This is a genomic window from Mesorhizobium sp. M0018 (assembly GCF_040323955.1).
GTDB lineage: Bacteria > Pseudomonadota > Alphaproteobacteria > Rhizobiales > Rhizobiaceae > Mesorhizobium.
In genome coordinates this window covers 134,857-154,957 of the sequence record NZ_JAMYVL010000008.1, presented here as the reverse complement: position 1 = coordinate 154,957, position 20,101 = coordinate 134,857, and the positions used below count along the sequence as shown (strand labels likewise).

The window sequence follows — 20,101 nt, the reverse complement described above, 5'->3', positions numbered from 1 at the left end:
TGCTGGATGCGCTCTGACAGGTGCGATGCCGTGGCAGGTTTTTGTAGACCTTGGCGCGAAGGAATGATCCAAAATGTAACCCTGGCCATGCCAATTGCTTCAACGATCGATGCAATCCACTCAGAGCAGGTTGATCGCAATTTGCACGTTGCCGCGCGTCGCTTTCGAGTACGGACAAATGTCGTGCGCCTCGTCGATCAGGGCTCGTGCGGTATTGTACTCCACGCCAGGCAGGCTGACGTTGAGCCGAGTGCTGAGAGAGTAGCCGTCGTCCCCGAGATTTAGATCAACCTCGGCATCGATTCTCACTCCGGCCGGCAGCATAATTTTTTGTTCGTGAGCCACAGACGCAACCGCGCTTGCGAAGCTGGCCGACCAGCCGGCTGCAAGCAGTTGCTCCGGGTTGGTGCCGATGCGCGCCGATCCGGGTATGGAAAGCCTGATGTCCAGAAGGCCATCAGAGCTGCGCGAGGCGCCATTCTCGCGGCCACCTGTGGTTGCGGTCCTGGCCGTGTAAACAACCCTTGCGATCGGGTTCATAGGCATTCTTTTGGTGGTTGTCGTACCTGCCGGAGGGGCGGCGCCGCGAACTCGATCACGCGTCGACCTCGACAACGGCGTCGGCAAAGGCCTGTGGTGCTTCCTGAGGTAGGTTGTGTCCAATGCCGCCCATGACTACCCGGTGGCTATATCTGCCTGAAAACATCTTGGCGTAAGCGCTGGCGTCCGGATGCGGCGCGCCATTGGCGTCGCCCTCGAGCGTCATCGTGGGCACGGAGATGACGGGTGCCTGAGCAAGCCGCTGCTCCAGTGGATCATATTGCACCTCGCCTTCTGCCAGGCCGAGCCGCCAGCGATAATTGTGGATGACGATCGCGACGTGATCCGGATTGTCGAAGGCCGCAGCACTCCGCTCGAACGTGGGCTCATCGAAATTCCATTGCGGCGAGGCGAGCTGCCAAATCAGCCTGGCGAAATCGCGCGTATATTTCTCGTAGCCGACACGGCCGCGATCGGTAGCGAAGTAATATTGGTACCACCATTGCAGCTCGGCCTTCGGCGGCAGCGGCAGTTTGCCGGCTTGCTGGTTGCCGATGAGATAGCCGCTCACCGAGACCATCGCCTTGCAGCGTTCCGGCCACAGGACGGCGATGATGTTCGCCGTCCGAGCGCCCCAGTCGCAGCCGGCAATCGTCGCCTTCTCGATACCCAGCGCATCCATCAGCGCGACGATGTCGGCAGCGATGGCCGACTGCTGACCATTGCGCATCGTCTCGTCCGACAGGAACCGCGTCGTGCCGTATCCGCGCAGGTAGGGCACGATCACGCGGCGGCCTTTCGCCGCCAGAATGGGCGCAACGTCGACATATGTGTGGATGTCGTAAGGCCAGCCATGGAGAAGGATAACGGGCGGACCGTCGGCAGGGCCGGCCTCTGCATAGCCGACATTAAGGACACCGGCATCGATCTGCCTGGGTTCGCCGAACGAGTTCTTTGCCGTGTGCATCGCAGACGCCGTCGTCTGGTCGACTCCAATGGGCGCCGCCTTCGCTGTCGCGGTCATGCCGAGTTCGGCAAGCGTCATGCCCATTGCGGCTGCACCGATCAGGCGACGGCGGCGCTCATCGATTTTGTCGCAAACACTGATCGTGTTCATAGTGATGTCTCTTTGTGATGAGGCAATGTGCTTTGTTCCTGCGTAGTCACGAGACGAGCTGCTGGCCGCCGTCGAGGTCGTATGTCGCGCCCGTCAGCGCCGTGTTGCTCATGATGTGAACGGCGAGCGCGGCGACATCAGCCGGTCCGACGACACGTCGGATTGGCAGCGTCGCGCGCAGTTCATCGCGCCGCTTGTCGAGGTTGTCGCCGAGCAGCGACGCCGACAGTGGCGTGTCGACGAAGCCTGCGGCGATCAGGTTGACGCGTATCGGCGCGAGCTCGAGCGCGAGATTGGCGATGAGCGCGGGGAACGCGACGGTAACCGTCGAGACGATCGCGAGGCCTGGTTTTGGGCGGCGTGCGCCCGTGCCGCCCATGAATATCAGTGAGCCGGCCGACCCGACCTTGCCAGCGGCGCTGCGTGCCACATTGAGCGCGAGCAATAGGTGGTCCGTGAGATCGTGTCGTGCCTCCTCGGGAGGAATTTCGAGGGGAGAGCGATAATGGGGAGCGCCGGCAGTAACCATCACATGGTCGATCAAGTCCGGCAGATCTTGAAAGAACGACTTCAGCTGGGTCGCATCATTGGGGTCGAAGGCGGCGGTGCCCTCAGCGCTAATCTCGCACGCTGCTTGATCGAGGCGGTCGCGATTGCGTCCGGTGAGGATGACGCGGGCGCCTTCGGCGCGGGCACGCCGGGCGGTCTCCAGACCGATGCCGGCGCTACCGCCGATGACGACGACGGTCTGGCCAAGAAGTTCAGGTTCGCGCTGAGTGGGGATGGCTGCGGTACTCATGATTTCCTCCGATAAAGGCCGTCAGGTCGCCACGATCTCCGCAGGCCGCGAACGAATACGGCGCCAGTGTGCCGCCGTCTGGAAGCTCTTCCTACTGCGGCAGTTCCTCGCCAGACTGCTCGGCCACTATGTATTCGGCGTACCAGTCCGGCCAGTTCTCGTCACGCTGGCCGCCGGTCCGCTTCTCGTGCTCTCCGTGGGCGACCGACGCGCGCCGCATTGCGGCGGCCAGGTCGCCCTCGGAGGCGAAGCTCGTCGCCTTCGAGTCGATCCGGCCCGGAAACCGGGTGGTGATCTCCTGGAGCAGCCAACCGTTCCCGTCGGGATCGCTGAACGTTGCAAAGGAGACGTAGCTGCGTCCCTCCGGGTCCCGACCATTGACAGCAGGCTGTCCCGGACCGGCACGGTGGAACACTTCGCTCACATCTGCACCGTGAGCGATGAGCTCGGCGCGCGCCGCTACGATGTCGGACACGATGAGATAGAGACCCTGTGTCGACCCCGGCGCGGCCGAGGTGACAGCCTTGCCGAAGTGGATCGAGCCAGGCGAGCCCGGAGGCGTGAACTGCACAACCCGGAACATGTCGCCGACCGCGAAGTCGGCATCGAGCCGCCAGCCGAGGCCCTCGTAGAACTGCTTGGAGCGGTCGACGTCTGCGACCGGAATAACGACAACCTCGAACTTCAGGTCGACGGGACGTGCGCTTGCGGTGTCGGAGGTCTTTTCGCCCTGACGGGCCGTTGCGATGTCTGACATGGTCGTTTTCTTTCCAGTTGGGTGGGACCTGGTCCTGCCCGATCGTTGCCACGTAATGACCGAGCCTGTTCTGGATCTCTCTGCTGCATGTCGGCCAGAGCCAAGTTCTCTTCGACGTATTTTGACGCGTCGAGCGCACGGAAACGGTCCGCCGGAGTGCAGAGTGAGATGCGCACGGTTGGCCATTCCCTCGCGTGTGAGATCGATCATCACCTACGCCTCGGCGGCCGAGGTCTGGACGGCAGAAATCGAGTCGATGATTTGGTCTGTCGTGACAATCGCGCTGGCGTAGTTCGGCATGTTGATGTCGAGAGCCGCGTGCATCTCCTCATCCGAGTAGTCTGCCGTCGCGTCCCTCACCATGGTTACGTCGTAGCCGAGCTCGGCGGCGAAGCGAACGGTCGCTTCGACGCAGGTGTGTGCGATCAGTCCGATGACAATGAGTTTCTGGATTCCGTGCCTTTTCAGCTGCAGATCCAGATCCGTATTGGCGAACCCACTGGAACACCAATGTTCGGTCGCGACAGTTTCGCCTGGCTTGGGCTCGAACTCGGACCGAATCTCGCCGCCCCAGGTGCCGTATTCAAAGCTCTTGCTCTTCCATGCTCTCTTCTGGACGGGCGCGACGTAAGTCCATGTCTCATAGTCGCCCGGACGGTATCGATGATGCATTGCATAGAAGACGCGAAGCTTAGCTTGACGCGCGGCATTCAGGACTTGCAGCATGTGAGGCACGCAGCCGTTCGCCTCTGCGACAGCCCGGATGCGGGGCCATATCTTGCCCCCATCGGAAATGAAGTCGTTGTACGGATCGATCACCAAAAGTGCGGTGACCTCCCGGTCATGTGCGTGCCTCGTCATTGTGCCTCCTCCATGGAGCGGCTACATCACAAGAAAGATGCTGCCGCTCAGTTCCTGAGCGCGGCTCGTTCGATGCTGGCCGCAAAAAGCGGCGTCTCGCCCTTGTTGTGAGCGATCGACATGGGCTGGCGCTGTGACCGAAGCACCTCGAACGGGATGCCCTGGCGCTCGAAGAAGGCCATGAATTCCTTCGTGGCCCAGGACCGGACGTGGTTGGTAAACTCACATCGGCGACTGTCGATAGCCTTGACGCTCAGCTCCCAACGCACATGGATCGTGGTGCGGCCCGTAAGCGTGAAGAGGTCTGAAACCGACTCCAGGATGAGGTGATCCTTGCGGCCAAGCGTCTCGACATAGTGTTGCACCATCAGGCTGCCGCCGATGATCTCGACATTGATCGACATGCGCTTGCCATCCGGCGCCGTCGTGAAACCCGCCGCTATGTGGGCAGGCGAACACCCCTGATATTCATGTTCGGACAGCGCGAAGCACCAGTTGGGAATGTCAATCTTCTCGATCGGCGCGTTGATGATAGCCGTAAAGCTTGAATCGACGATTTCATGGTCCTCGACGGGGGCTGCCATCTTCGTGATGGGTTCGTGCGATGCGGAAGAGTGCGCGATTGCTGACATGGCGTTCTCCTTTGTCCCGGGTTCAATCGGGTTGCCTTGGACAGTCGAGCAGGTGTGACTGCAAGCGGAACCCTGTGAGGGGTTCAGATTTGCTGGCGCAGCGGACGAAATGCCGTCCGGAGTTCGGCGGTGAAGGCCGCGGGCTGCTCCCAGGCTGCGAAATGGCCGCCCTTGGGGAGCCGGTTGTAATGGATAAGCTTCGGATACGCCTTTTCAGCCCAGGTCTCCGGCGCCTGGTAGATCTCGTCCGGGAAGGCGCTCACAGCGACCGGGATCTTGATGCCCCTGGGGTCGAAGAAGCCTCCCGTCGGGTGGTGCGCGTTGTCCCAGTAAAGACGCGCCGAGGAGATCGCCGTGTTGGTCAGCCAGTACATCGTGACATTGTCCAGGATATCGTCCTTCGTCAGCCCTTCCGGCTGCCCGTCGAAGACGCGTGCGATCAGCTCGTAGCTGCGGATGTCGTGGTCGAGCATCCAGGCTGCGAGACCAACCGGCGAGTCGACGATGCCGTAGAGCGTCTGCGGGCGATTGTTCATCTCGATCGCGTAGCCCAGCCCGTTCTTGTAGAAATCGTCGAGCTGGTCCCAGGCGCGCTTCTCGTCGGGCGAGAGGCCGGCGGGCGCCCGGCCGCCGGCGGCAAGCGCCTTCGAGATGTCGGCGGGCACAGTGGCAGCCATGTTGGTGTGGATGCCAAGCAAGCCCGGAGGCTCTTGCAGCGCCATCGTCTCCGACACGGCGTTGCCCCAGTCGCCGCCCTGCGCGACGTATCTCGTGTAACCGAGGCGTTGCATCAGCATCGCCCACGCTTTGGCGATGCGGACAGGTGTCCATCCCGGTGCGGTCGGCTTGCCTGAGAAGCCGTAACCAGGCAGCGAGGGGATCACCACATGAAATGCGTCCGCTTCGCTCCCGCCGTTGGCGGTTGGATTGGTGAGCGGCTCGATGACCTTCAACTGCTCGATGATCGAGCCAGGCCAGCCATGCGTGATAATTACCGGCAATGCATTCTCATGCCTGGAGCGGACATGGATGAAGTGGATGTCCAGCCCGTCGATCTCGGTGATGAACTGCGGCAGGGCATGGAGCCGGGTCTCCATCTTGCGCCAGTCGTAATCCGTCGCCCAGTACTTCGCGAGCTTCTGCATTGTGGCGAGCTGCACGCCCTGGGTGTCGTCAGCCACATTCTCCTGGTCCGGCCAGCGGGTCGCGGCGACGCGTCGGCTAAGCTCGTCGATTTCCTCCTGAGGAAAGCTGACCTTGAAGGGCCGGATCGCATCGCCCGCGGCTGCGGCGACCGATGGGAGCAGGCTGGCAGTACCTACGGCGGCAATGCCCATTGCGGCCGTGCTCAAAACCAGGCGGCGGTCCTGATCGATTAGTTCGGGAGTCTTGGTCGTATTCATGGGTCTCTCCTGGGGGGTGCTCGGTGCTGCCGAAAACTTACGCCCGCAGGACGAGAATCGCCCGTTATGTGTTGTGAGCCCCCTGTTAGTGGCTGTCAGCGCTGGTGGCTCCGGGCAGCGGGGTCCTGCCACCGTTCGCCTATGGTGCAGGTGTTGTACTTGACTTAGACTATCGGCTTGGTGGCGGGCGGCTCCGAGAGAAGCGCCATGACGATAGTGGCAGGTCAGGCCAAGGACGGACTGTCGTTCGGTCCTTTCCATCTGGTTGCGCGCGAAAGGCTCGTCACAAAAGACGGCGCTCCCTTGGCGCTGGGCTCGCGTGCACTGGACATTCTCATTGCCCTGATCTCCACGCCGAATGAAATCGTCGGCAAAAAGGATCTGATGTCGCGGGTTTGGCCCGATGTCGTAGTCGAGGAAGGCAGCCTGCGGTTTCACATGACCAGGCTCCGCAAGGCGCTGGGTGACGGAAAGGACGGCGCACGATACATCGCGACACTACCAGGGCGGGGTTATTGCTTCATCGCGCCCGTCTCGCAGATCGGCGGTCCGCGCGATGAAGAGCCTGCAGCTGCCGCCAGTTTTCCGCACGCGAATCTTCCGAGCCGCTTGGGCCGAATGGTTGGCCGGGACGACGACGTTCTTCAGCTGTCGGCTCGACTGAATGCGTCGCGCTTCGTCACAATCGTTGGCGCGGGCGGCGTCGGCAAAACCACCGTCGCGATCGCGGTCGGACATCACCTCATTGACGGCTTCGCGGGCGCTGTGCTGTTCGTCGACCTGGGAATGCTCGGCGATCCCGACCTGGTGACGACAGCCGTCGCCTCCATGCTTGGGCTGTCGGTTCAATCGAGTGACGCGACGCCCAGTCTGATCGCCTACCTGCGCAACAAGCGGATGCTTTTGATCCTCGACACCTGCGAGCATCTCGTCGATGCGGTGGCGCCTCTGGCCGCAAGCATCATCGACGCGGCGTCGCAGGTCCACATTCTGGCAACAAGTCGCGAAGCGCTTCGGGTCGAAGGCGAGCATATCTACCGATTGGATGCCCTTGCCTGTCCGCCAGACGACCCAAGGCTTACGGCGGCGGTTGTCCAGACGTTCCCGGCCATTCAACTGTTCGTGGAGCGCGCGGTGGCAAGTGGCGCGCGCTTGGATGTCAGCGATGCGGAGGCCCTGATCGTCGCAAGCATCTGTCGAAAGCTTGGCGGTGTGGCGCTTGCAATCGAGTTGGCGGCCCGGCGGGTCGAGTCTTATGGATTGCAACAAACCGCCGCGCTTCTCGATCAACGTCTGACTTTGCTGTGGCTGGGATCGCGGACCGCGCCACCGCGTCAAAAGACCCTGCAGGCCACGCTGGATTGGAGCTTTGGGCTACTTACCGACCTGGAGCGCGCAGTGCTTCGCAGGCTCGCTGTATTCCTTGGCCATTTCACGCTCGATGCGGTCTTGGAAGTCGTCACAAGCGCTGCCCTCGACAGATCGACGGTTCTTAATGCCATGGATAGTCTTGTTGCCAAGTCGATCATAGCGACGCGCCCGCTCGGAGCGATGATGCGCTATCGGCTCCTGGATACCACGCGCGCCTACGTCCTCGATATCAGCATAGATGACGCCGAGGCCGCCGATCTGGCGGTGCGCCACGCCGCCTACTATCGAAGATGGCTTGAGCAAACAGGTATCGAGTGGCCAGGTCTGGCGACCGGCGAGGAGCGGGCTCCTCACTTCGCCGCCATCAACAATGTGCGGGCCGCTCTGGAATGGTGCTTCGGCGAGGGCGGAAACGCCGATATCGGCATCGGACTTGCCACTGCTGCCGCGCCTGTTTTCCTGGCGATGTCCTTGTTGCCGGAGTGTCATCGCTGGTCAGAACGCGCGATATTCGCTCTCGACGATGCCGCTCTTGGCGGACTTGACGAGATGCATCTCCAGGCAGCCTTGGGTGTGTCCCTGATGTTCATGCGGGGAGGGCGTGATGCGGCGCGCGTCGCCCTGGAGAAAAGCCTGGCGATCGCCGAAGAACGCGGTGATACGTTGGATCAAGTGCGCCTGCTGGGTCCGCTCAACATGTTCCACCTGCGGACAGGCAACTTCGTGACCGCCCTCCAGTTTGCAAAACGCTGTTCAGCCATAGCCGCGACCCTGGAGGATCCGGTCGCGATTGCGTTGGCGCATACCATTCTGGGGATATCGCTTCACCTTCGTGGTGACCTGGCCGAAGCCCGCGCGGAGCTTGAGGCAGCGCTGGATCGTGGGCCACGCTCTCAGCGAACCACAACGGTCTATCTCGGTTTCGAGGGCAAAATCCTGGCCAAGGCTATCCTGGCGAGGAACCTTTGGCTGCAAGGCCATCCGGACCAAGCCATGGAACGTGCTCGACAGGCCGTCGAAGAGGCCGCCGCCATGGACCACTCGCTGACTCTGGCGATCGCCCTGATCTGGGGAATATCGGTGTTCCTGTGGGCCGGGGAACTGGAGAGCGCGGAGGCACACATCGACATGCTGATTTCCCGCGCCGAGTCCCATTCCATGGCCCCTTATCTGCTGGTCGGTCGGGGATTCAAAAGCGAAGTCGCAATCCGGCACGGGGATGCGACAGGTGGGGTCGGGGGCCTCCAGAGTTCTCTCCAAAACCTCCACGCAGCACCTTACGAATTGCTCACGACCGAGCTCAACCTCTCGCTGGTTAGAGGACTATCCGCGATCGGTCGGGTCGACGAAGCAGTCGCGCTGATCGGTGATTCAGTTGGTCAAGTCGAAAAGAACGGTGACCAATTGTACCTTCCGGAGTTGCTGCGGATGAAGGGAGGCCTTCTTCTCCAACAACTGTCGGAACGCAATCGCGACGAGGTCGGCGCATCCCTAATGCAGGCACTGGAGTTGAGCCGGAGTCAAGGCGCGCGGGCATGGGAGCTGCGAACCGCAATTGATATGGCAACGTTGATGGCTGGGCGAGGCGAGATCGACGGCGCTCGCGAGCTCTTGCAATCGGTTGCGGAGCATTTCGTAGAAGGCGCGAGTACGGAAGATTTGAAGGCTGCCGCGCGCCTGTTGGCGACGCTGAACTAGCTACCGCCGATACGCGTTTACACTTTTGCAGACGGTCCGACGGCAGCTATGGGCGCATAGCCGCCGTCCGCTGTCCTTCAGATCTGGCCACCGGCACTTGATGTGCAAGACAGAATTTGCCAACACAGATGCCCGCCCTTCGGTGCGATGCCCCTCACCTGCCCCTGGACAAGCTCCCCAAAATCCCGCGGACGATCGCCCGTCCGACCGACGAGCCGACCGAGCGCACGATGGATTTGATCGCCGCCTCCGCAACGGTCTGACGGTTGGAGGGGCGCGGCGCGCGGCGGCCGCCGGTCGGCTGGGGATCGTCATTGCCGAAGCCGGGAATGGTCCAGCGCGAACGGCCGCTTTCCTGTTGCTGCGCCTGTGCCTCCTGGGCGTCCTTGGCCTTCTTCTGCAGCATCTCGAAGGCCGATTCGCGGTCGATGGTCTGATCGTATTGTCCCGCAACCGGGCTCTCGGTGATCAGCTTGCGGCGCTCGTCGGGCGTGATCGGGCCAAGGCGCGATGACGGCGGGCGGATCAGCGTTCGCTGCACCATGGACGGCACGCCCTTGGCTTCCAGCGTCGAGACAAGCGCCTCGCCGGTGCCGAGCTGCGTGATCACGGTTGCGCAGTCGAAGTCGGGATTAGGCCTGAACGTCTCGGCCGCCGTCCTGACGGCCTTCTGTTCGCGCGGCGTGTAGGCACGGAGTGCGTGCTGCACGCGGTTGCCGAGCTGGGCCAGCACCGTTTCGGGGATATCCAGCGGATTTTGCGTGACGAAATAAACGCCGACGCCCTTCGAGCGGATCAGCCGGACCACCTGCTCGACGCGGTCGACCAACACCTTCGGGGCGTCGTCGAACAGAAGGTGCGCCTCGTCGAAGAAGAAGACCAGCTTCGGCCTGTCCGGGTCGCCGACTTCCGGCAGTTCCTCGAACAGTTCCGACATCAGCCACAGAAGGAACGTCGCATAGAGCCGCGGATTCATCATCAGCTTGTCGGCGGCGAGCACGCTGATGGCGCCGCGTCCATCGCGCGTGGTGCGCATGATGTCGGATATCCGCAATGCCGGCTCGCCGAAGAAATTGGCAGCGCCCTGCTGCTCCAGGACCAGCAGCGTGCGCTGGATCGCGCCGACCGAAGGCTTCGTCACATTGCCGTAGCGGGCGCCGATCTCTTCGGCGCGGTCGGCGATATTGGCCAGCAGTGACTGCAGGTCCTTCAAATCGAGCAGCAGAAGGCCTTCCTCGTCGGCGATGCGGAAGGCGATGTTCATGATGCCTTCCTGCGCCTCGGAAAGGTTCATCAACCGCGACAGAAGCAGCGGCCCCATCTCCGAGATGGTGGCGCGGATCGGGTGGCCCTGCTCGCCGAACAGATCCCAGAAGATGACCGGGAATTCCTGGAATTCATAGGGATCGAGCTTGACCTGCTCGGCCCGCTTGACCAGGAAATCCTGCGCTGTGCCCATCATAGCGATACCCGACAGGTCGCCCTTGATGTCGGCGCAGAATACCGGCACGCCGGCATTTGAGAAACCCTCGGCCAATATCTGCAGGGTCACCGTCTTGCCGGTGCCGGTCGCGCCGGTGACCAGGCCATGACGATTGCCATATTGCAGCAAAAGCTGTTCGGGCCGCTGATAACTGTCGTCCGGCTTGCGGCTGGCCCCTATGAAGATACTGGTATCGTCGGCCATGTGTCCGGTCTCTCCGCAAACCTATAGGGTTGAATGCCCTGATCCCTTGAAGAAAAGGGAGCCCCGCCGCAGGTATAGTGAGGCCATTGCGCAGCGACAATGGGCACCGTCGAAAATGGCTTTTGGAGCTTGCGGAACCTGCCCATGTTTGGCAATCGGTTGACGGTCACCGTCACGGAAGGCGAGTTGCACCGCATGTGTGCTGCATTGTGATATCGGGCCGGGGACCGTAGACTGACATAGTCGGCCGCTGCGGCCGCTAGAACGAGGAGAACCGATGGGCGCCGGTGCCTTGACCCAGGATGCCGAACTTCCGAACGTCGACCGGCAACGATGGCTGGCGCTGGCGGAGAAGGCGCTGGCCGGCGGGTCCTTCGAGGAAAAGCTCGTCTCGCATACGGACGACGCCATCCGCATCGAGCCGCTCTACGAGCGTTCGGTAACCGCCGAGCCTGTCGTGCGCGCCAACCCGGGATCACCGTGGATCGTCAGCCAGCGCATCGACGATCCGGACATAGGCCGCGCCAGTGCGCAGGCGCTGGAAGACGTCGCGCAGGGTGCCACCGGACTGTCGCTTGTCTTCGAGGGTGCGCCGAACGCCTTCGGCTATGGCTTGCCGAGGACGGCGGAGGCGCTGGAGGGCGTGCTCGACGGCGTGCCGCTCAACCGCATCCAGATCCGCATCGACGCCCATCCCTGGAGCCGTGCCGTGGCCGACTGGCTGGTGGCGTTTTTGACCAAGCGCCGCTCCGACCCGGCAAAGCTCAACCTCTCCTTCGGCATCGATCCGGCGGCGATCTTTGCCGGGACCGGCAGGCTGCGCATGTCGATCGAGGCTTTGCAGGCTTCGATGCCGCAATCGCTGGCGCATTTCTTTTCGATGGGTGTGCCCGGCGTGCTGCTGGAGGCCGACGGGCGGGTATTCCACAATGCCGGCGCCACCGAGGCGCAGGAGCTTGGCACCATGCTCGCCTCGGCCGTCTCCTATTTGAGGCTGTTCGAGAAGGCGCGCCAGCCGCTCGTCTACGCGGCGCCGCATATCGGTTTTGCGCTCAGCGTCGACCAGGACCAGTTCGTTTCGACGGCCAAGGTCAGGGCGTTGCGCAGGCTGTGGGCGCGTGTCCAGGAGGCCTGCTCGATACCGCCCTCCACCGCCAGCATCCATGCCGAAACATCCTTCCGGATGATGACGGCGGCCGATCCGGAAACCAACATCCTGCGCACCACCATTGCCGCTTTTGCCGCTGCCGCCGGCGGCGCGGATTCGATCGCCATCCTGCCGCACACGATCGCGCACGGCCTGCCCGCGGGTTTTGCCCGCCGCGTTGCCCGCAACGCGCAACTGATCATGGCCAATGAAAGCAATATCGACCACGTCGCCGATCCGGTTTGCGGTTCGGGGGCCGTCGAAGCGCTGACTGCGGAGCTCTGCGCGGCGGCCTGGCAGGAGTTCCAGCAGATCGAGGCGGAAGGCGGCGTGCTGGCCAGCCTTGAGCAAGGCCACATCCAGAGGCGCGTCCAGGCAGCTTCCGCCCGCCGCAACACAGCCTACCAGGCGGGCGAACGGGCGATCGTCGGCACGACGCTGCACCCGTCGAAGACCGAGCGTCCGGTCGAGACGCTGGCGGCGGAGCGGCGGCCTGCCTTCACCGAAGGCGTTGCGGTGTGCGAGCCGCTATTTCCGATCCGCATCGATCAGTCGATCGGAGCCGTGCCATGATCCCGGATTTCAGCCAGATCGCCTGGTCGCCGCCACGGCGGGCGCCGGTCGAGATCAAAGGCCAGCGGATGACGCCGGAAGGAATCGCCGTCAAGCATCTCTACAACCAGGGCGATCTCAAGGGCTTGCCGCACCTCGATACCTATCCAGGCCTGCCGCCTTTCGTGCGCGGCCCCTATCCGACGATGTATGTCCAGCAACCCTGGACGATCCGGCAATATGCCGGCTTCTCGACGGCCGAAGAGTCCAACGCCTTCTACCGGCGCAACCTTGCCGCCGGCCAGAAAGGCCTGTCGGTCGCCTTCGATCTCGCCACGCACCGCGGCTACGACAGCGACCATCCGCGCGTCGCCGGCGATGTCGGCATGGCCGGCGTCGCCATCGATTCCATTCTCGACATGCGCCAGCTGTTCGACGGCATCCCGCTTAACGAGATGACGGTATCGATGACGATGAACGGCGCGGTGCTGCCGATCATGGCGCTCTATATCGTCGCGGCGGAGGAACAGGGCGTTGCGCAGAAGGACCTCACCGGGACCATTCAGAACGACATCCTGAAAGAGTTCATGGTGCGCAACACCTACATCTATCCGCCAAAACCTTCGATGCGGATCGTGTCGGACATTTTTTCCTACACGTCGAAGCACATGCCGAAGTTCAATTCGATCTCGATCTCCGGCTATCACATGCAGGAGGCGGGAGCGACGGCGGATCTCGAGCTCGCCTACACGATTGCAGACGGTATCGAATATGCCCGCGCCGGCGTCGCGGCCGGCCTCGACATCGACCGTTTCGCGCCGCGCCTTTCCTTCTTCTGGGCGATCGGCATGAATTTCTTCATGGAAGTCGCCAAGCTGAGAGCAGCGCGCGTATTGTGGGCCAGCCTAATGCTGAAGAACTTTTCGCCGAAGGACGAGCGCTCGCTGTCGCTGCGCACCCATTGCCAGACTTCGGGCTGGTCGCTGACGGCGCAGGATCCCTACAACAACATCATCCGCACCATGATCGAGGCGATGGCCGCCACTCAAGGCCATACGCAGTCGCTGCACACCAATTCCTTCGACGAGGCAATGGCGCTGCCGACCGACCATTCGGCCCGCATCGCCCGCAACACACAGCTCATCCTGCAGAAGGAATCCGGCACGACGCGCATTATCGACCCGTGGGGCGGCTCCGCCTATGTCGAACGGCTGACACATGATCTGGCGGCGCGTGCGCTTGCGCATATCGAGGAGGTCGAGAGCCTCGGCGGCATGGCCGCGGCGATCGAAAAGGGCCTACCGAAGCTGCGCATCGAAGAGGCTGCCGCGCGCACCCAGGCGCGCATCGATTCCGGCGAACAGATCGTGGTCGGTGTCAATGCCCACCGTCCCGGCACGGACATCGAAGTCGACGTGCTGAAGATCGACAATGCCGAGGTCAGGGCACGGCAATTGTCGAAGCTGCAGCGGCTGAAAGGTACGCGCGACGTCGCCGCCGTCGAGAGCGCGCTCGATGCGCTGACCCGTGCTGCCGGGAGTAACGGAAACCTGCTGGAATTCGCCATCCGGGCCGCACGCGCCAACGCCACGGTCGGCGAGATTTCGCTGGCGCTGGAAAAGGTTTTCGGCCGCCATGTCGCCTCGGTGCAGACGATCTCCGGCGTCTATCGCAACGCGCTCGGCGACAATCCGGTGGTCGACCGGCTGCAGGACAAGATCGTCGCGTTCGAGGAGAGGTCCGGCGGCAAGCCGCGCATTCTGGTCGCCAAGATGGGGCAAGACGGCCATGATCGCGGCCAGAAAGTGATCGCCACCGCCTTTGCCGACCTAGGCTTCGACGTCACCGTCGGGCCGATGTTCCAGACGCCGGACGAGATCGCCAGACTGGCAGTCGAGCATGACGTGCACATCGTCGGCGCCTCGTCGCTGGCTGCGGGCCATTTGACGCTCATTCCCGAACTCAAGCTTGCACTGAAGAAGTTGGGCCGCGACGACATGCTGATAGTCGCCGGCGGCGTTATCCCGCCGCAGGATTACGACGCAGTCCGGCAGGCAGGCGCCACTGAAATCTTCCCGCCCGGCACGGTCATCCCGGAAGCGGCGGAGCGGCTGATGGACCGGCTGCTGCAGGCCGGCTGACGCCTTGTTATAATGTCTGTTGTAACAAGAAACACACTGCGTTATAATCAGCGTTGCAACAGGATGCCTCACCATGAACACGACCATTCGCAAGATCGGCAATTCCGAAGGCGTGATCCTGCCGAGGGAACTTCTCGATCGTCTGAACCTGAAGGCCGGCGACCAGCTTCAAATCGTTGAAACAGGTGACGGTTTTGCGCTGAGGCCGGTGGACGACAGCTTCGAGCGGCAAATGAAAGCCGCCCGCGAGGTGATGGATAAATACAAGGTCGCGCTTCAGAAGCTCGCCGAATGAGCTGGGAACTTCTGACGAGGCGTGCAGTCGAAGCCATGCACGCGGAGCAGTTGCGCCGACACGGCGGAGCACAAGGCTTGAGGGATGAAAATGCCCTCGAATCGGCGGGCGCTCGCGCCGAAAACAAGGCCAACTACAGAGACCGGTCGGTTGAGGAACTCGCAGCCGCCTATGTCTTCGGCATTGCCAGAAATCATGCCTTTGTCGACGGCAACAAACGCACCGCCATTGTCGCGGCCGGCGCATTTCTGATTGTGAATGGTTATGCCCTGTCGGCCAATGACGGCATGCTTTACGAATTCGTCATGGGCGTCGCCGCCGGCGAAATCGACGAGGCCGGCGCCGCAGCGTTCTTCCGCGATCATGTCGTCAAGCTCGAAGACTAACTGTCGGAGAGCTTGACGATCTCCCATTCCTTGCCATTGACCACGGCAACTTCGCCGACCTTCTTGCCGAACAGCGCCATCGCCATCGGCGACATATGGGAAATTGTCCCCTTGGCGGGATTTGCCTCATCCTCGCCGACGATCTTCCAGTGCACCTTCTTGCCGTCGTGGCTTTCCAGCGTGACGCCCATGCCGAAGCGAACCATGTCGCTGCCCGGTTCCGGCACCGAAAGCTCGGCGCTTTCGCGCCGCGCCGTCCAGTAGCGGAGATCACGCGACACCAGCGCGATGCGCTCGCGGTCGGCCCTCTTCTCGGCTCTGCCCAGTTCGTCGCGCAGAGCGGCCACCTCGGCATCGATCAGCGCCATGCCGCGTTCCGTGACCAGATTGCGGTGATGGCTGATCGGCCGCTCGCCGATGCCGGCAATGGCGTTTTCGCTGTCTTCCTCGCGGGTGAAGGCCCTGCTCATCCGACGAACTTAGGCTTGGAATGGCGACTCCACAAGCCATTGCTGATGAAGAGGCTAATGGTGAAGATCTGGGTTCAGTACCCGAGATTAGACAGCTGCTTGGGGTATAAAGCTGAGCATGCGAATGCCTCAACTTGGCGCACTATCGCGCTTCGCGGGCCGCAAGGCTAAGGTCCGGTTGCGCAACTAGGTAGCGGAGCCCCTTGGTTCCGACGTCGCCTTGCTCAACGATATTGAAGCCGTGCCGGCCGAGATCCGCTGCAACTTTGTCCAAATCGACGTAACCATGCCGGTGGAGCCGAAAGGTGCTCTTCCGGCGCGGCGGTTTTGCAAAATCGACGATAAGCACGCGACCGCCCGCCTTCAGGACGCGGAAGGCTTCTCTGCCGAAATCCTCGCGGCCCTTCTTTGGAAGATGGTGGAACATCAGCGTGCTGAGGACGACATCAAATTCCCCATCCTTGAAAGGCAGTTCCTGAGCGGTGGCGGTCGAGAACCCGACTTGTAGCCCGGCTCGCCGGGCCTTTGCCGTCGCGCGCGCAACCATTTCGGCGGAGGCGTCGACGCCGTGCACGCGCCCCTCCGGCGCCACTTTTTGTCTGGCAAGGAGCGCGGTGGTGCCGGTGCCGCACCCGACATCCAGGACCACTTCTCCCGGTTTCAGCTCCGCAAAGCTTAATATCCTTTCGCGAAAAGCACGTTCGCGACCGAAGGTCAGAAGCCACGCCAGCATATCGTACAGGGCGGCGGAATGAAGCGTGATGCCGACATGCAGCGCCTTCTCCTCGCCGGCGGCCGGTCTGCGGTCCTTGGCGGACAGCCGCCCGTGAGCGCTTTGCCATATCAATAAGCTCGCGACTACGACGAGTGCACCAGCATGAAGCAGGAGGACGGGAACTCCCAAGGAAAAGACCGCATTTGCCTGTCCCAACGAGAAAAATGCCGCGAGCACCACGGCCACTTTGACGAGCGCGACTAACGCATGCCCTCCGACTATTGTTCCGAAAAGACGTTGGTGCATTGCTTTATCTCCGGCCAGCCGGGCATCGCGCCGGGCCTTCCGCAAGAGCATAGGATACTGGACAGTGTGTCCAGTATCAGTTTTACTGGCCACATCGCACCGACGCGCCCAATACTGGACGATTTGGTGTCCTTTGGCCGGAAAAGGATGTTGCCCATGCCAGCCGGACCGATCGACCGTCGGGTCGCCAGGACCCGCAGCCGACTGCAGCAGGCGCTTTTCAGATTGACCGCCGAGAAGGGATATACGGCGATCACGGTCGAGGATATCTGCAGGGAAGCCGATGTCGGCCGCTCGACTTTCTACACACACTATCCCGACAAGGACCGCTTGAGGAAAGCAACGATCGACGACCATCTGAAGACCCTGCAGGCACACGGTGCCGAACGCCATTCGCAGCGAAACGCCAAGGGCTTTTCCTTCAGCGGTCCGGTGTTCGAGCATGCTCATGCCATGCGGGAGATGCACCGTGCGCTGATGGGCGGGAAAAAGCGCGAAATGCCAGAAGAGATCCGCGGCTGGATAAGCAGGCAGGTTCGCCATGAATTGCCGAATATCCAAGGTGATCAAGGCGGAGTCAGACTTGAGATCGCCACACGCTTCATCGTTGGCGCGTTCTTTGAAGTGATGCACTGGTGGCTTGAGAGGGATACGAAGCTGTCTCCGGCGGAGATCGACCAGACATTCCTGCAACTTGCCTTCAACGGGGTAAATGCGGTGATCGCCGAGCCAACGAGGATCGAATAGGGGCCAAGCGTCAGATTTTCACCACGAGTTCGACCGGGCTAGTCTGGCACGAATCCTGCGGCGCGACCGTTGAACGCAAGGAATCTGTGCCGATGTTGAACAGACGAACGCTGCTTGCGCAGACCGCCGGCTTTGCCGTCATGGGGCTTTCGCTCGGCAAGGCAGCGGCGAAAAACCTGCCAAGCATCGAGAAAGCCGCGATGCGTGGCGCGATCAACGCGACCGAGCTCGGCGTCCGGCCCGGTGCGCTTGACGATCAGAGCAAGGCTTTCACCAAGCTGCTGCGCGACGCGCACGACCGCGACATGCCGGTGTTCCTGCCGCCGGGGATCTATATCGTTTCCAACATGTCGCTGCCCGGCCGCGTGCGCCTGTCCGGCGTGCCGGGCGCATCGCGGATCGTCTATGGCGGCAATGGCCATCTCATCATGGCCGAACGGGCCGAGCACATCGAACTCAGTGGGCTGGTGTTCGATGGCCGCAAACGCTGGATGGGCGACTACACGCAAGGCCTGCTCGATCTGCGCCGCATCGCCCATCTGGTCGTCGACAATTGCCAGCTTACCGGCAGCGGCAAGAACGGTCTGGCGCTCGAGCACGCCTCGGGCCGCATCGAGCGCTTGGAGATTTCCGGTGCGGCCGATGCCGGCATCTATTCGGTCGAGGCCGATGGCCTGGAAATATCAGGCAATAGCGTCTCCGACTGCGCCAATGGCGGCATTCTCGTGCACCGCTGGCAGGCGGCTGAAGACGGCACCATCGTCAGCGGCAACCGGATCGAGCGCATCCAGGCGCGCAGCGGCGGAACCGGCCAGAACGGCAACGGCATCAATGCGTTCCGCGCCGGCAACGTCATCATCTCCGGCAATATTGTCTCGGACTGCGCGTTCTCGGCGATCCGCGCCAACAGTTCCAGCAATTTGCAGATCACCGGCAACACCTGCTCGCGTTCGGGCGAGACGGCCGTGTATTCCGAATTCTCGTTCGAAGGCGCCGTCATCGGCAACAACATCGTCGATGGCGCCGCGAACGGTATTTCGATCGTCAATTTCAATGAGGGCGGCCGCATGGGCGTGTGCTCCGGCAACATCGTCCGCAATCTGTCGACCAGCGGCCCCTACCCTGCCGACGCGCCCGGCTTCGGCGTCGGCATCAGCGTCGAGGCCGACACCACCGTTTCCGGCAACGTCATCGAGAATGCGCCGCTCTACGGCATGCAGATCGGCTGGGGACCGTTCATGCGCAATGTGGTCGCCACGGGAAACATCGTCCGCAAGGCCGGAACCGGCATCGCCGTCAGCGTGGTTGAAGGTGCCGGAACGGCAATCATCTCCGACAATGTCATCGACGGAGTCCAGAACGGCGCGATCGTCGGCCAACGCTGGGCCGAGCGAGTGACCGGTGACCTCGCCGCATCAGGCAATGCCGGCTACGCGCATTTGACCGTCGAGCGCAACCACGTCAGTTGAGGGTGGCCGTCGGCCGGAGCGCACCGACTTTGGCACCGATCCGGCTCTCGATAGGCGGATTTGCCTGTTCGGTCAGTTTCGCAGCGAGCGCCTGGTCGGCGTGCAGCAGCTTAGCCAGCACGGCCGCGACCATCACTTCAGCGGCGCGGCCGGCGCCATCGTCGCACTTCAGCGCGATGCCAAGGCCAAGCTCCGGAAGGGTTGCACAAAAAACACCTTCGGCGCCTCCCTTGACGAAAATCCGGCCCGGCGCGGCCTCCATCATCGCGACATCGGACCTGCCCGTGCCGGCGACGAAAAACGGCTCGGCCATGCAGGCGGAAAGCAGCCGCTTCGCCGCCCGGGCGCGCATCGGCTCGAACCCGGCACCTGTCGCCATGCGGGCAAAGCCAAGGGCAAAGCTGCGCAGGGGCACGGCATAGGTCGGAATCGAGCAGCCGTCGGTGCCGCGGTGATCGGCGTCATGGGCAGCACCGGTCACCGCCTGCATCGCTTCGCGCACCATCTCCTGCGAGGCGTGGCCAGCCTTGACGTAACCACGATGGGCGATGCCGCTGTGAACGCAGGTGCAGAGAAAGCCCGAGTGCTTGCCGGAACAATTGTTGTGCAGCGCGTTCGGCACGCTGCCGGCGCGGGCAAGTGCCAGGGTCGCTCCATGGCTCGAAGGCCAATGCGCGCCGCATTCGAGTGCCGTCTCGTCCAAGCCGGCCTTCGCCAGCATGGCGCGCGCCAGCTCGACATGTGGCGGCTCGCCGGAATGCGAGGCGCAGGCCAGCGCCAGCTCCCGATCACCGAAGCCGTAGGCATCGGCAGCGCCGCTCTCGACCAGCGGCAGCGCCTGGATCGCCTTGACCGCCGAACGCGGGAACACCGGTTGTGCCGTGTCGCCGATCTCCCAGACAGGCTTGCCGTCGGCGTCGAAGACGGCAACAGCGCCGCGATGAGCACTCTCGACGATTGCGCCGCGCAAGACTTCGACCAGAACCGGATTTGCCATGTCACCTCCCG

General features: G+C 62.6%; 18 protein-coding genes. 7 read left to right on the top strand and 11 right to left on the bottom strand.

What is annotated here, in order from left to right; translation table 11 throughout:
- Positions 1 to 120: 120 nt before the first annotated feature.
- The 7 genes from NKJ81_RS13695 to NKJ81_RS13665 all read right to left on the bottom strand — a co-directional run bounded on the left by NKJ81_RS13695 (position 121) and on the right by NKJ81_RS13665 (position 6,109).
- A complete protein-coding gene (locus tag NKJ81_RS13695) occupies positions 121 to 540 on the bottom strand; it encodes an Ohr family peroxiredoxin (protein ID WP_352470987.1) in 420 nt (139 codons plus the stop codon).
- 55 nt (positions 541 to 595) lie between these two features.
- Positions 596 to 1,657, bottom strand: coding sequence for an alpha/beta fold hydrolase (locus tag NKJ81_RS13690; RefSeq protein ID WP_352470986.1), 1,062 nt, complete (start codon positions 1,655 to 1,657; stop codon positions 596 to 598).
- Between the two features lie 46 nt (positions 1,658 to 1,703).
- Positions 1,704 to 2,456 carry an SDR family oxidoreductase gene (locus NKJ81_RS13685; protein WP_352540738.1) on the bottom strand — a complete coding sequence of 251 codons (753 nt, stop codon included), beginning with the start codon at positions 2,454 to 2,456 and terminating at the stop codon, positions 1,704 to 1,706.
- A gap of 91 nt (positions 2,457 to 2,547) precedes the next feature.
- Entirely contained in the window at positions 2,548 to 3,204 is a 657-nt protein-coding gene (locus NKJ81_RS13680; RefSeq protein ID WP_502896488.1) for a VOC family protein, read from the bottom strand.
- 222 nt (positions 3,205 to 3,426) lie between these two features.
- Positions 3,427 to 4,074, bottom strand: coding sequence for a cysteine hydrolase family protein (locus NKJ81_RS13675; RefSeq protein WP_352501766.1), 648 nt, complete (start codon positions 4,072 to 4,074; stop codon positions 3,427 to 3,429).
- Between the two features lie 47 nt (positions 4,075 to 4,121).
- A complete protein-coding gene (locus NKJ81_RS13670; RefSeq protein WP_352540802.1) occupies positions 4,122 to 4,658 on the bottom strand; it encodes a hypothetical protein in 537 nt (178 codons plus the stop codon).
- Between the two features lie 131 nt (positions 4,659 to 4,789).
- A complete protein-coding gene (locus NKJ81_RS13665) occupies positions 4,790 to 6,109 on the bottom strand; it encodes an epoxide hydrolase family protein (protein ID WP_502904286.1) in 1,320 nt (439 codons plus the stop codon).
- Between the two features lie 207 nt (positions 6,110 to 6,316).
- Here NKJ81_RS13665 and NKJ81_RS13660 point away from each other — a divergent pair, with 207 nt between their 5' ends.
- Complete coding sequence (locus tag NKJ81_RS13660) at positions 6,317 to 9,178, top strand: ATP-binding protein (RefSeq protein ID WP_352540737.1); 2,862 nt, start codon at positions 6,317 to 6,319, stop codon at positions 9,176 to 9,178.
- Positions 9,179 to 9,332: 154 nt separating this feature from the next.
- Here the strand turns inward: NKJ81_RS13660 and NKJ81_RS13655 are convergent, their stop codons facing one another.
- A complete protein-coding gene (locus NKJ81_RS13655; RefSeq protein WP_352540736.1) occupies positions 9,333 to 10,865 on the bottom strand; it encodes a helicase HerA-like C-terminal domain-containing protein in 1,533 nt (510 codons plus the stop codon).
- A gap of 277 nt (positions 10,866 to 11,142) precedes the next feature.
- Here NKJ81_RS13655 and NKJ81_RS13650 point away from each other — a divergent pair, with 277 nt between their 5' ends.
- The 4 genes from NKJ81_RS13650 (at position 11,143) to NKJ81_RS13635 (ending at position 15,386) form a co-directional block, all read left to right on the top strand.
- The gene (locus NKJ81_RS13650) at positions 11,143 to 12,585 is read left to right on the top strand and encodes a methylmalonyl-CoA mutase subunit beta (RefSeq protein ID WP_352540735.1); all 1,443 of its coding nucleotides are present in this window, start codon (positions 11,143 to 11,145) and stop codon (positions 12,583 to 12,585) included.
- Positions 12,582 to 14,705: a methylmalonyl-CoA mutase gene (scpA, locus tag NKJ81_RS13645; RefSeq protein ID WP_352540734.1), complete on the top strand. Its 2,124-nt coding sequence runs from the start codon at positions 12,582 to 12,584 to the stop codon at positions 14,703 to 14,705. Before NKJ81_RS13650 ends, scpA begins: the two co-directional genes overlap by 4 nt.
- A gap of 73 nt (positions 14,706 to 14,778) precedes the next feature.
- Positions 14,779 to 15,000: an AbrB/MazE/SpoVT family DNA-binding domain-containing protein gene (locus tag NKJ81_RS13640; protein WP_352470978.1), complete on the top strand. Its 222-nt coding sequence runs from the start codon at positions 14,779 to 14,781 to the stop codon at positions 14,998 to 15,000.
- Positions 14,997 to 15,386 carry a type II toxin-antitoxin system death-on-curing family toxin gene (locus tag NKJ81_RS13635; protein ID WP_352540733.1) on the top strand — a complete coding sequence of 130 codons (390 nt, stop codon included), beginning with the start codon at positions 14,997 to 14,999 and terminating at the stop codon, positions 15,384 to 15,386. Before NKJ81_RS13640 ends, NKJ81_RS13635 begins: the two co-directional genes overlap by 4 nt.
- Here NKJ81_RS13635 and NKJ81_RS13630 read toward each other — a convergent pair.
- Together NKJ81_RS13630 and NKJ81_RS13625 are read right to left on the bottom strand one after the other, a co-directional pair.
- Entirely contained in the window at positions 15,383 to 15,856 is a 474-nt protein-coding gene (locus NKJ81_RS13630; protein WP_352490814.1) for a GreA/GreB family elongation factor, read from the bottom strand. The genes NKJ81_RS13635 and NKJ81_RS13630 overlap by 4 nt on opposite strands.
- Before the next feature lie 142 nt (positions 15,857 to 15,998).
- The gene (locus tag NKJ81_RS13625; protein WP_352540732.1) at positions 15,999 to 16,877 is read right to left on the bottom strand and encodes a class I SAM-dependent methyltransferase; all 879 of its coding nucleotides are present in this window, start codon (positions 16,875 to 16,877) and stop codon (positions 15,999 to 16,001) included.
- On the opposite strand from NKJ81_RS13625, the gene NKJ81_RS13620 reads away from it, so the two are divergent.
- Both NKJ81_RS13620 and NKJ81_RS13615 read left to right on the top strand, forming a co-directional pair.
- Positions 16,839 to 17,624 carry a TetR/AcrR family transcriptional regulator gene (locus NKJ81_RS13620; protein WP_352470974.1) on the top strand — a complete coding sequence of 262 codons (786 nt, stop codon included), beginning with the start codon at positions 16,839 to 16,841 and terminating at the stop codon, positions 17,622 to 17,624. The genes NKJ81_RS13625 and NKJ81_RS13620 overlap by 39 nt on opposite strands.
- 92 nt (positions 17,625 to 17,716) lie before the next feature.
- Positions 17,717 to 19,093, top strand: a complete 1,377-nt coding sequence (locus tag NKJ81_RS13615) for a TIGR03808 family TAT-translocated repetitive protein (RefSeq protein ID WP_352470973.1) — start codon at positions 17,717 to 17,719, stop codon at positions 19,091 to 19,093.
- On the opposite strand, the gene NKJ81_RS13610 is transcribed toward NKJ81_RS13615, so the two are convergent.
- A complete protein-coding gene (locus NKJ81_RS13610; protein ID WP_352470972.1) occupies positions 19,086 to 20,090 on the bottom strand; it encodes an asparaginase in 1,005 nt (334 codons plus the stop codon). The two genes, NKJ81_RS13615 and NKJ81_RS13610, sit on opposite strands and share 8 nt — an antisense overlap.
- Between the last annotated feature and the right edge of the window lie 11 nt (positions 20,091 to 20,101).

Excerpts from the sequence above, each read along its gene's own strand:
- NKJ81_RS13610 (WP_352470972.1), bottom strand. The coding sequence starts at position 20,090 with ATGGCAAATCCGGTTCTGGTCGAAGTCTTGCGCGGCGCAATCGTCGAG.
- NKJ81_RS13635 (WP_352540733.1), top strand. The coding sequence starts at position 14,997 with ATGAGCTGGGAACTTCTGACGAGGCGTGCAGTCGAAGCCATGCACGCG.
- NKJ81_RS13650 (WP_352540735.1), top strand. The coding sequence starts at position 11,143 with ATGGGCGCCGGTGCCTTGACCCAGGATGCCGAACTTCCGAACGTCGAC.
- NKJ81_RS13685 (WP_352540738.1), bottom strand. The coding sequence starts at position 2,456 with ATGAGTACCGCAGCCATCCCCACTCAGCGCGAACCTGAACTTCTTGGC.
- NKJ81_RS13640 (WP_352470978.1), top strand. The coding sequence starts at position 14,779 with ATGAACACGACCATTCGCAAGATCGGCAATTCCGAAGGCGTGATCCTG.
- NKJ81_RS13615 (WP_352470973.1), top strand. The coding sequence starts at position 17,717 with ATGTTGAACAGACGAACGCTGCTTGCGCAGACCGCCGGCTTTGCCGTC.
- NKJ81_RS13620 (WP_352470974.1), top strand. The coding sequence starts at position 16,839 with ATGCCCTCCGACTATTGTTCCGAAAAGACGTTGGTGCATTGCTTTATC.
- NKJ81_RS13695 (WP_352470987.1), bottom strand. The coding sequence starts at position 540 with ATGAACCCGATCGCAAGGGTTGTTTACACGGCCAGGACCGCAACCACA.
- NKJ81_RS13665 (WP_502904286.1), bottom strand. The coding sequence starts at position 6,109 with ATGAATACGACCAAGACTCCCGAACTAATCGATCAGGACCGCCGCCTG.
- NKJ81_RS13630 (WP_352490814.1), bottom strand. The coding sequence starts at position 15,856 with ATGAGCAGGGCCTTCACCCGCGAGGAAGACAGCGAAAACGCCATTGCC.
- NKJ81_RS13625 (WP_352540732.1), bottom strand. The coding sequence starts at position 16,877 with ATGCACCAACGTCTTTTCGGAACAATAGTCGGAGGGCATGCGTTAGTC.
- NKJ81_RS13690 (WP_352470986.1), bottom strand. The coding sequence starts at position 1,657 with ATGAACACGATCAGTGTTTGCGACAAAATCGATGAGCGCCGCCGTCGC.
- NKJ81_RS13655 (WP_352540736.1), bottom strand. The coding sequence starts at position 10,865 with ATGGCCGACGATACCAGTATCTTCATAGGGGCCAGCCGCAAGCCGGAC.
- NKJ81_RS13660 (WP_352540737.1), top strand. The coding sequence starts at position 6,317 with ATGACGATAGTGGCAGGTCAGGCCAAGGACGGACTGTCGTTCGGTCCT.
- NKJ81_RS13675 (WP_352501766.1), bottom strand. The coding sequence starts at position 4,074 with ATGACGAGGCACGCACATGACCGGGAGGTCACCGCACTTTTGGTGATC.
- scpA (WP_352540734.1), top strand. The coding sequence starts at position 12,582 with ATGATCCCGGATTTCAGCCAGATCGCCTGGTCGCCGCCACGGCGGGCG.
- NKJ81_RS13670 (WP_352540802.1), bottom strand. The coding sequence starts at position 4,658 with ATGGCAGCCCCCGTCGAGGACCATGAAATCGTCGATTCAAGCTTTACG.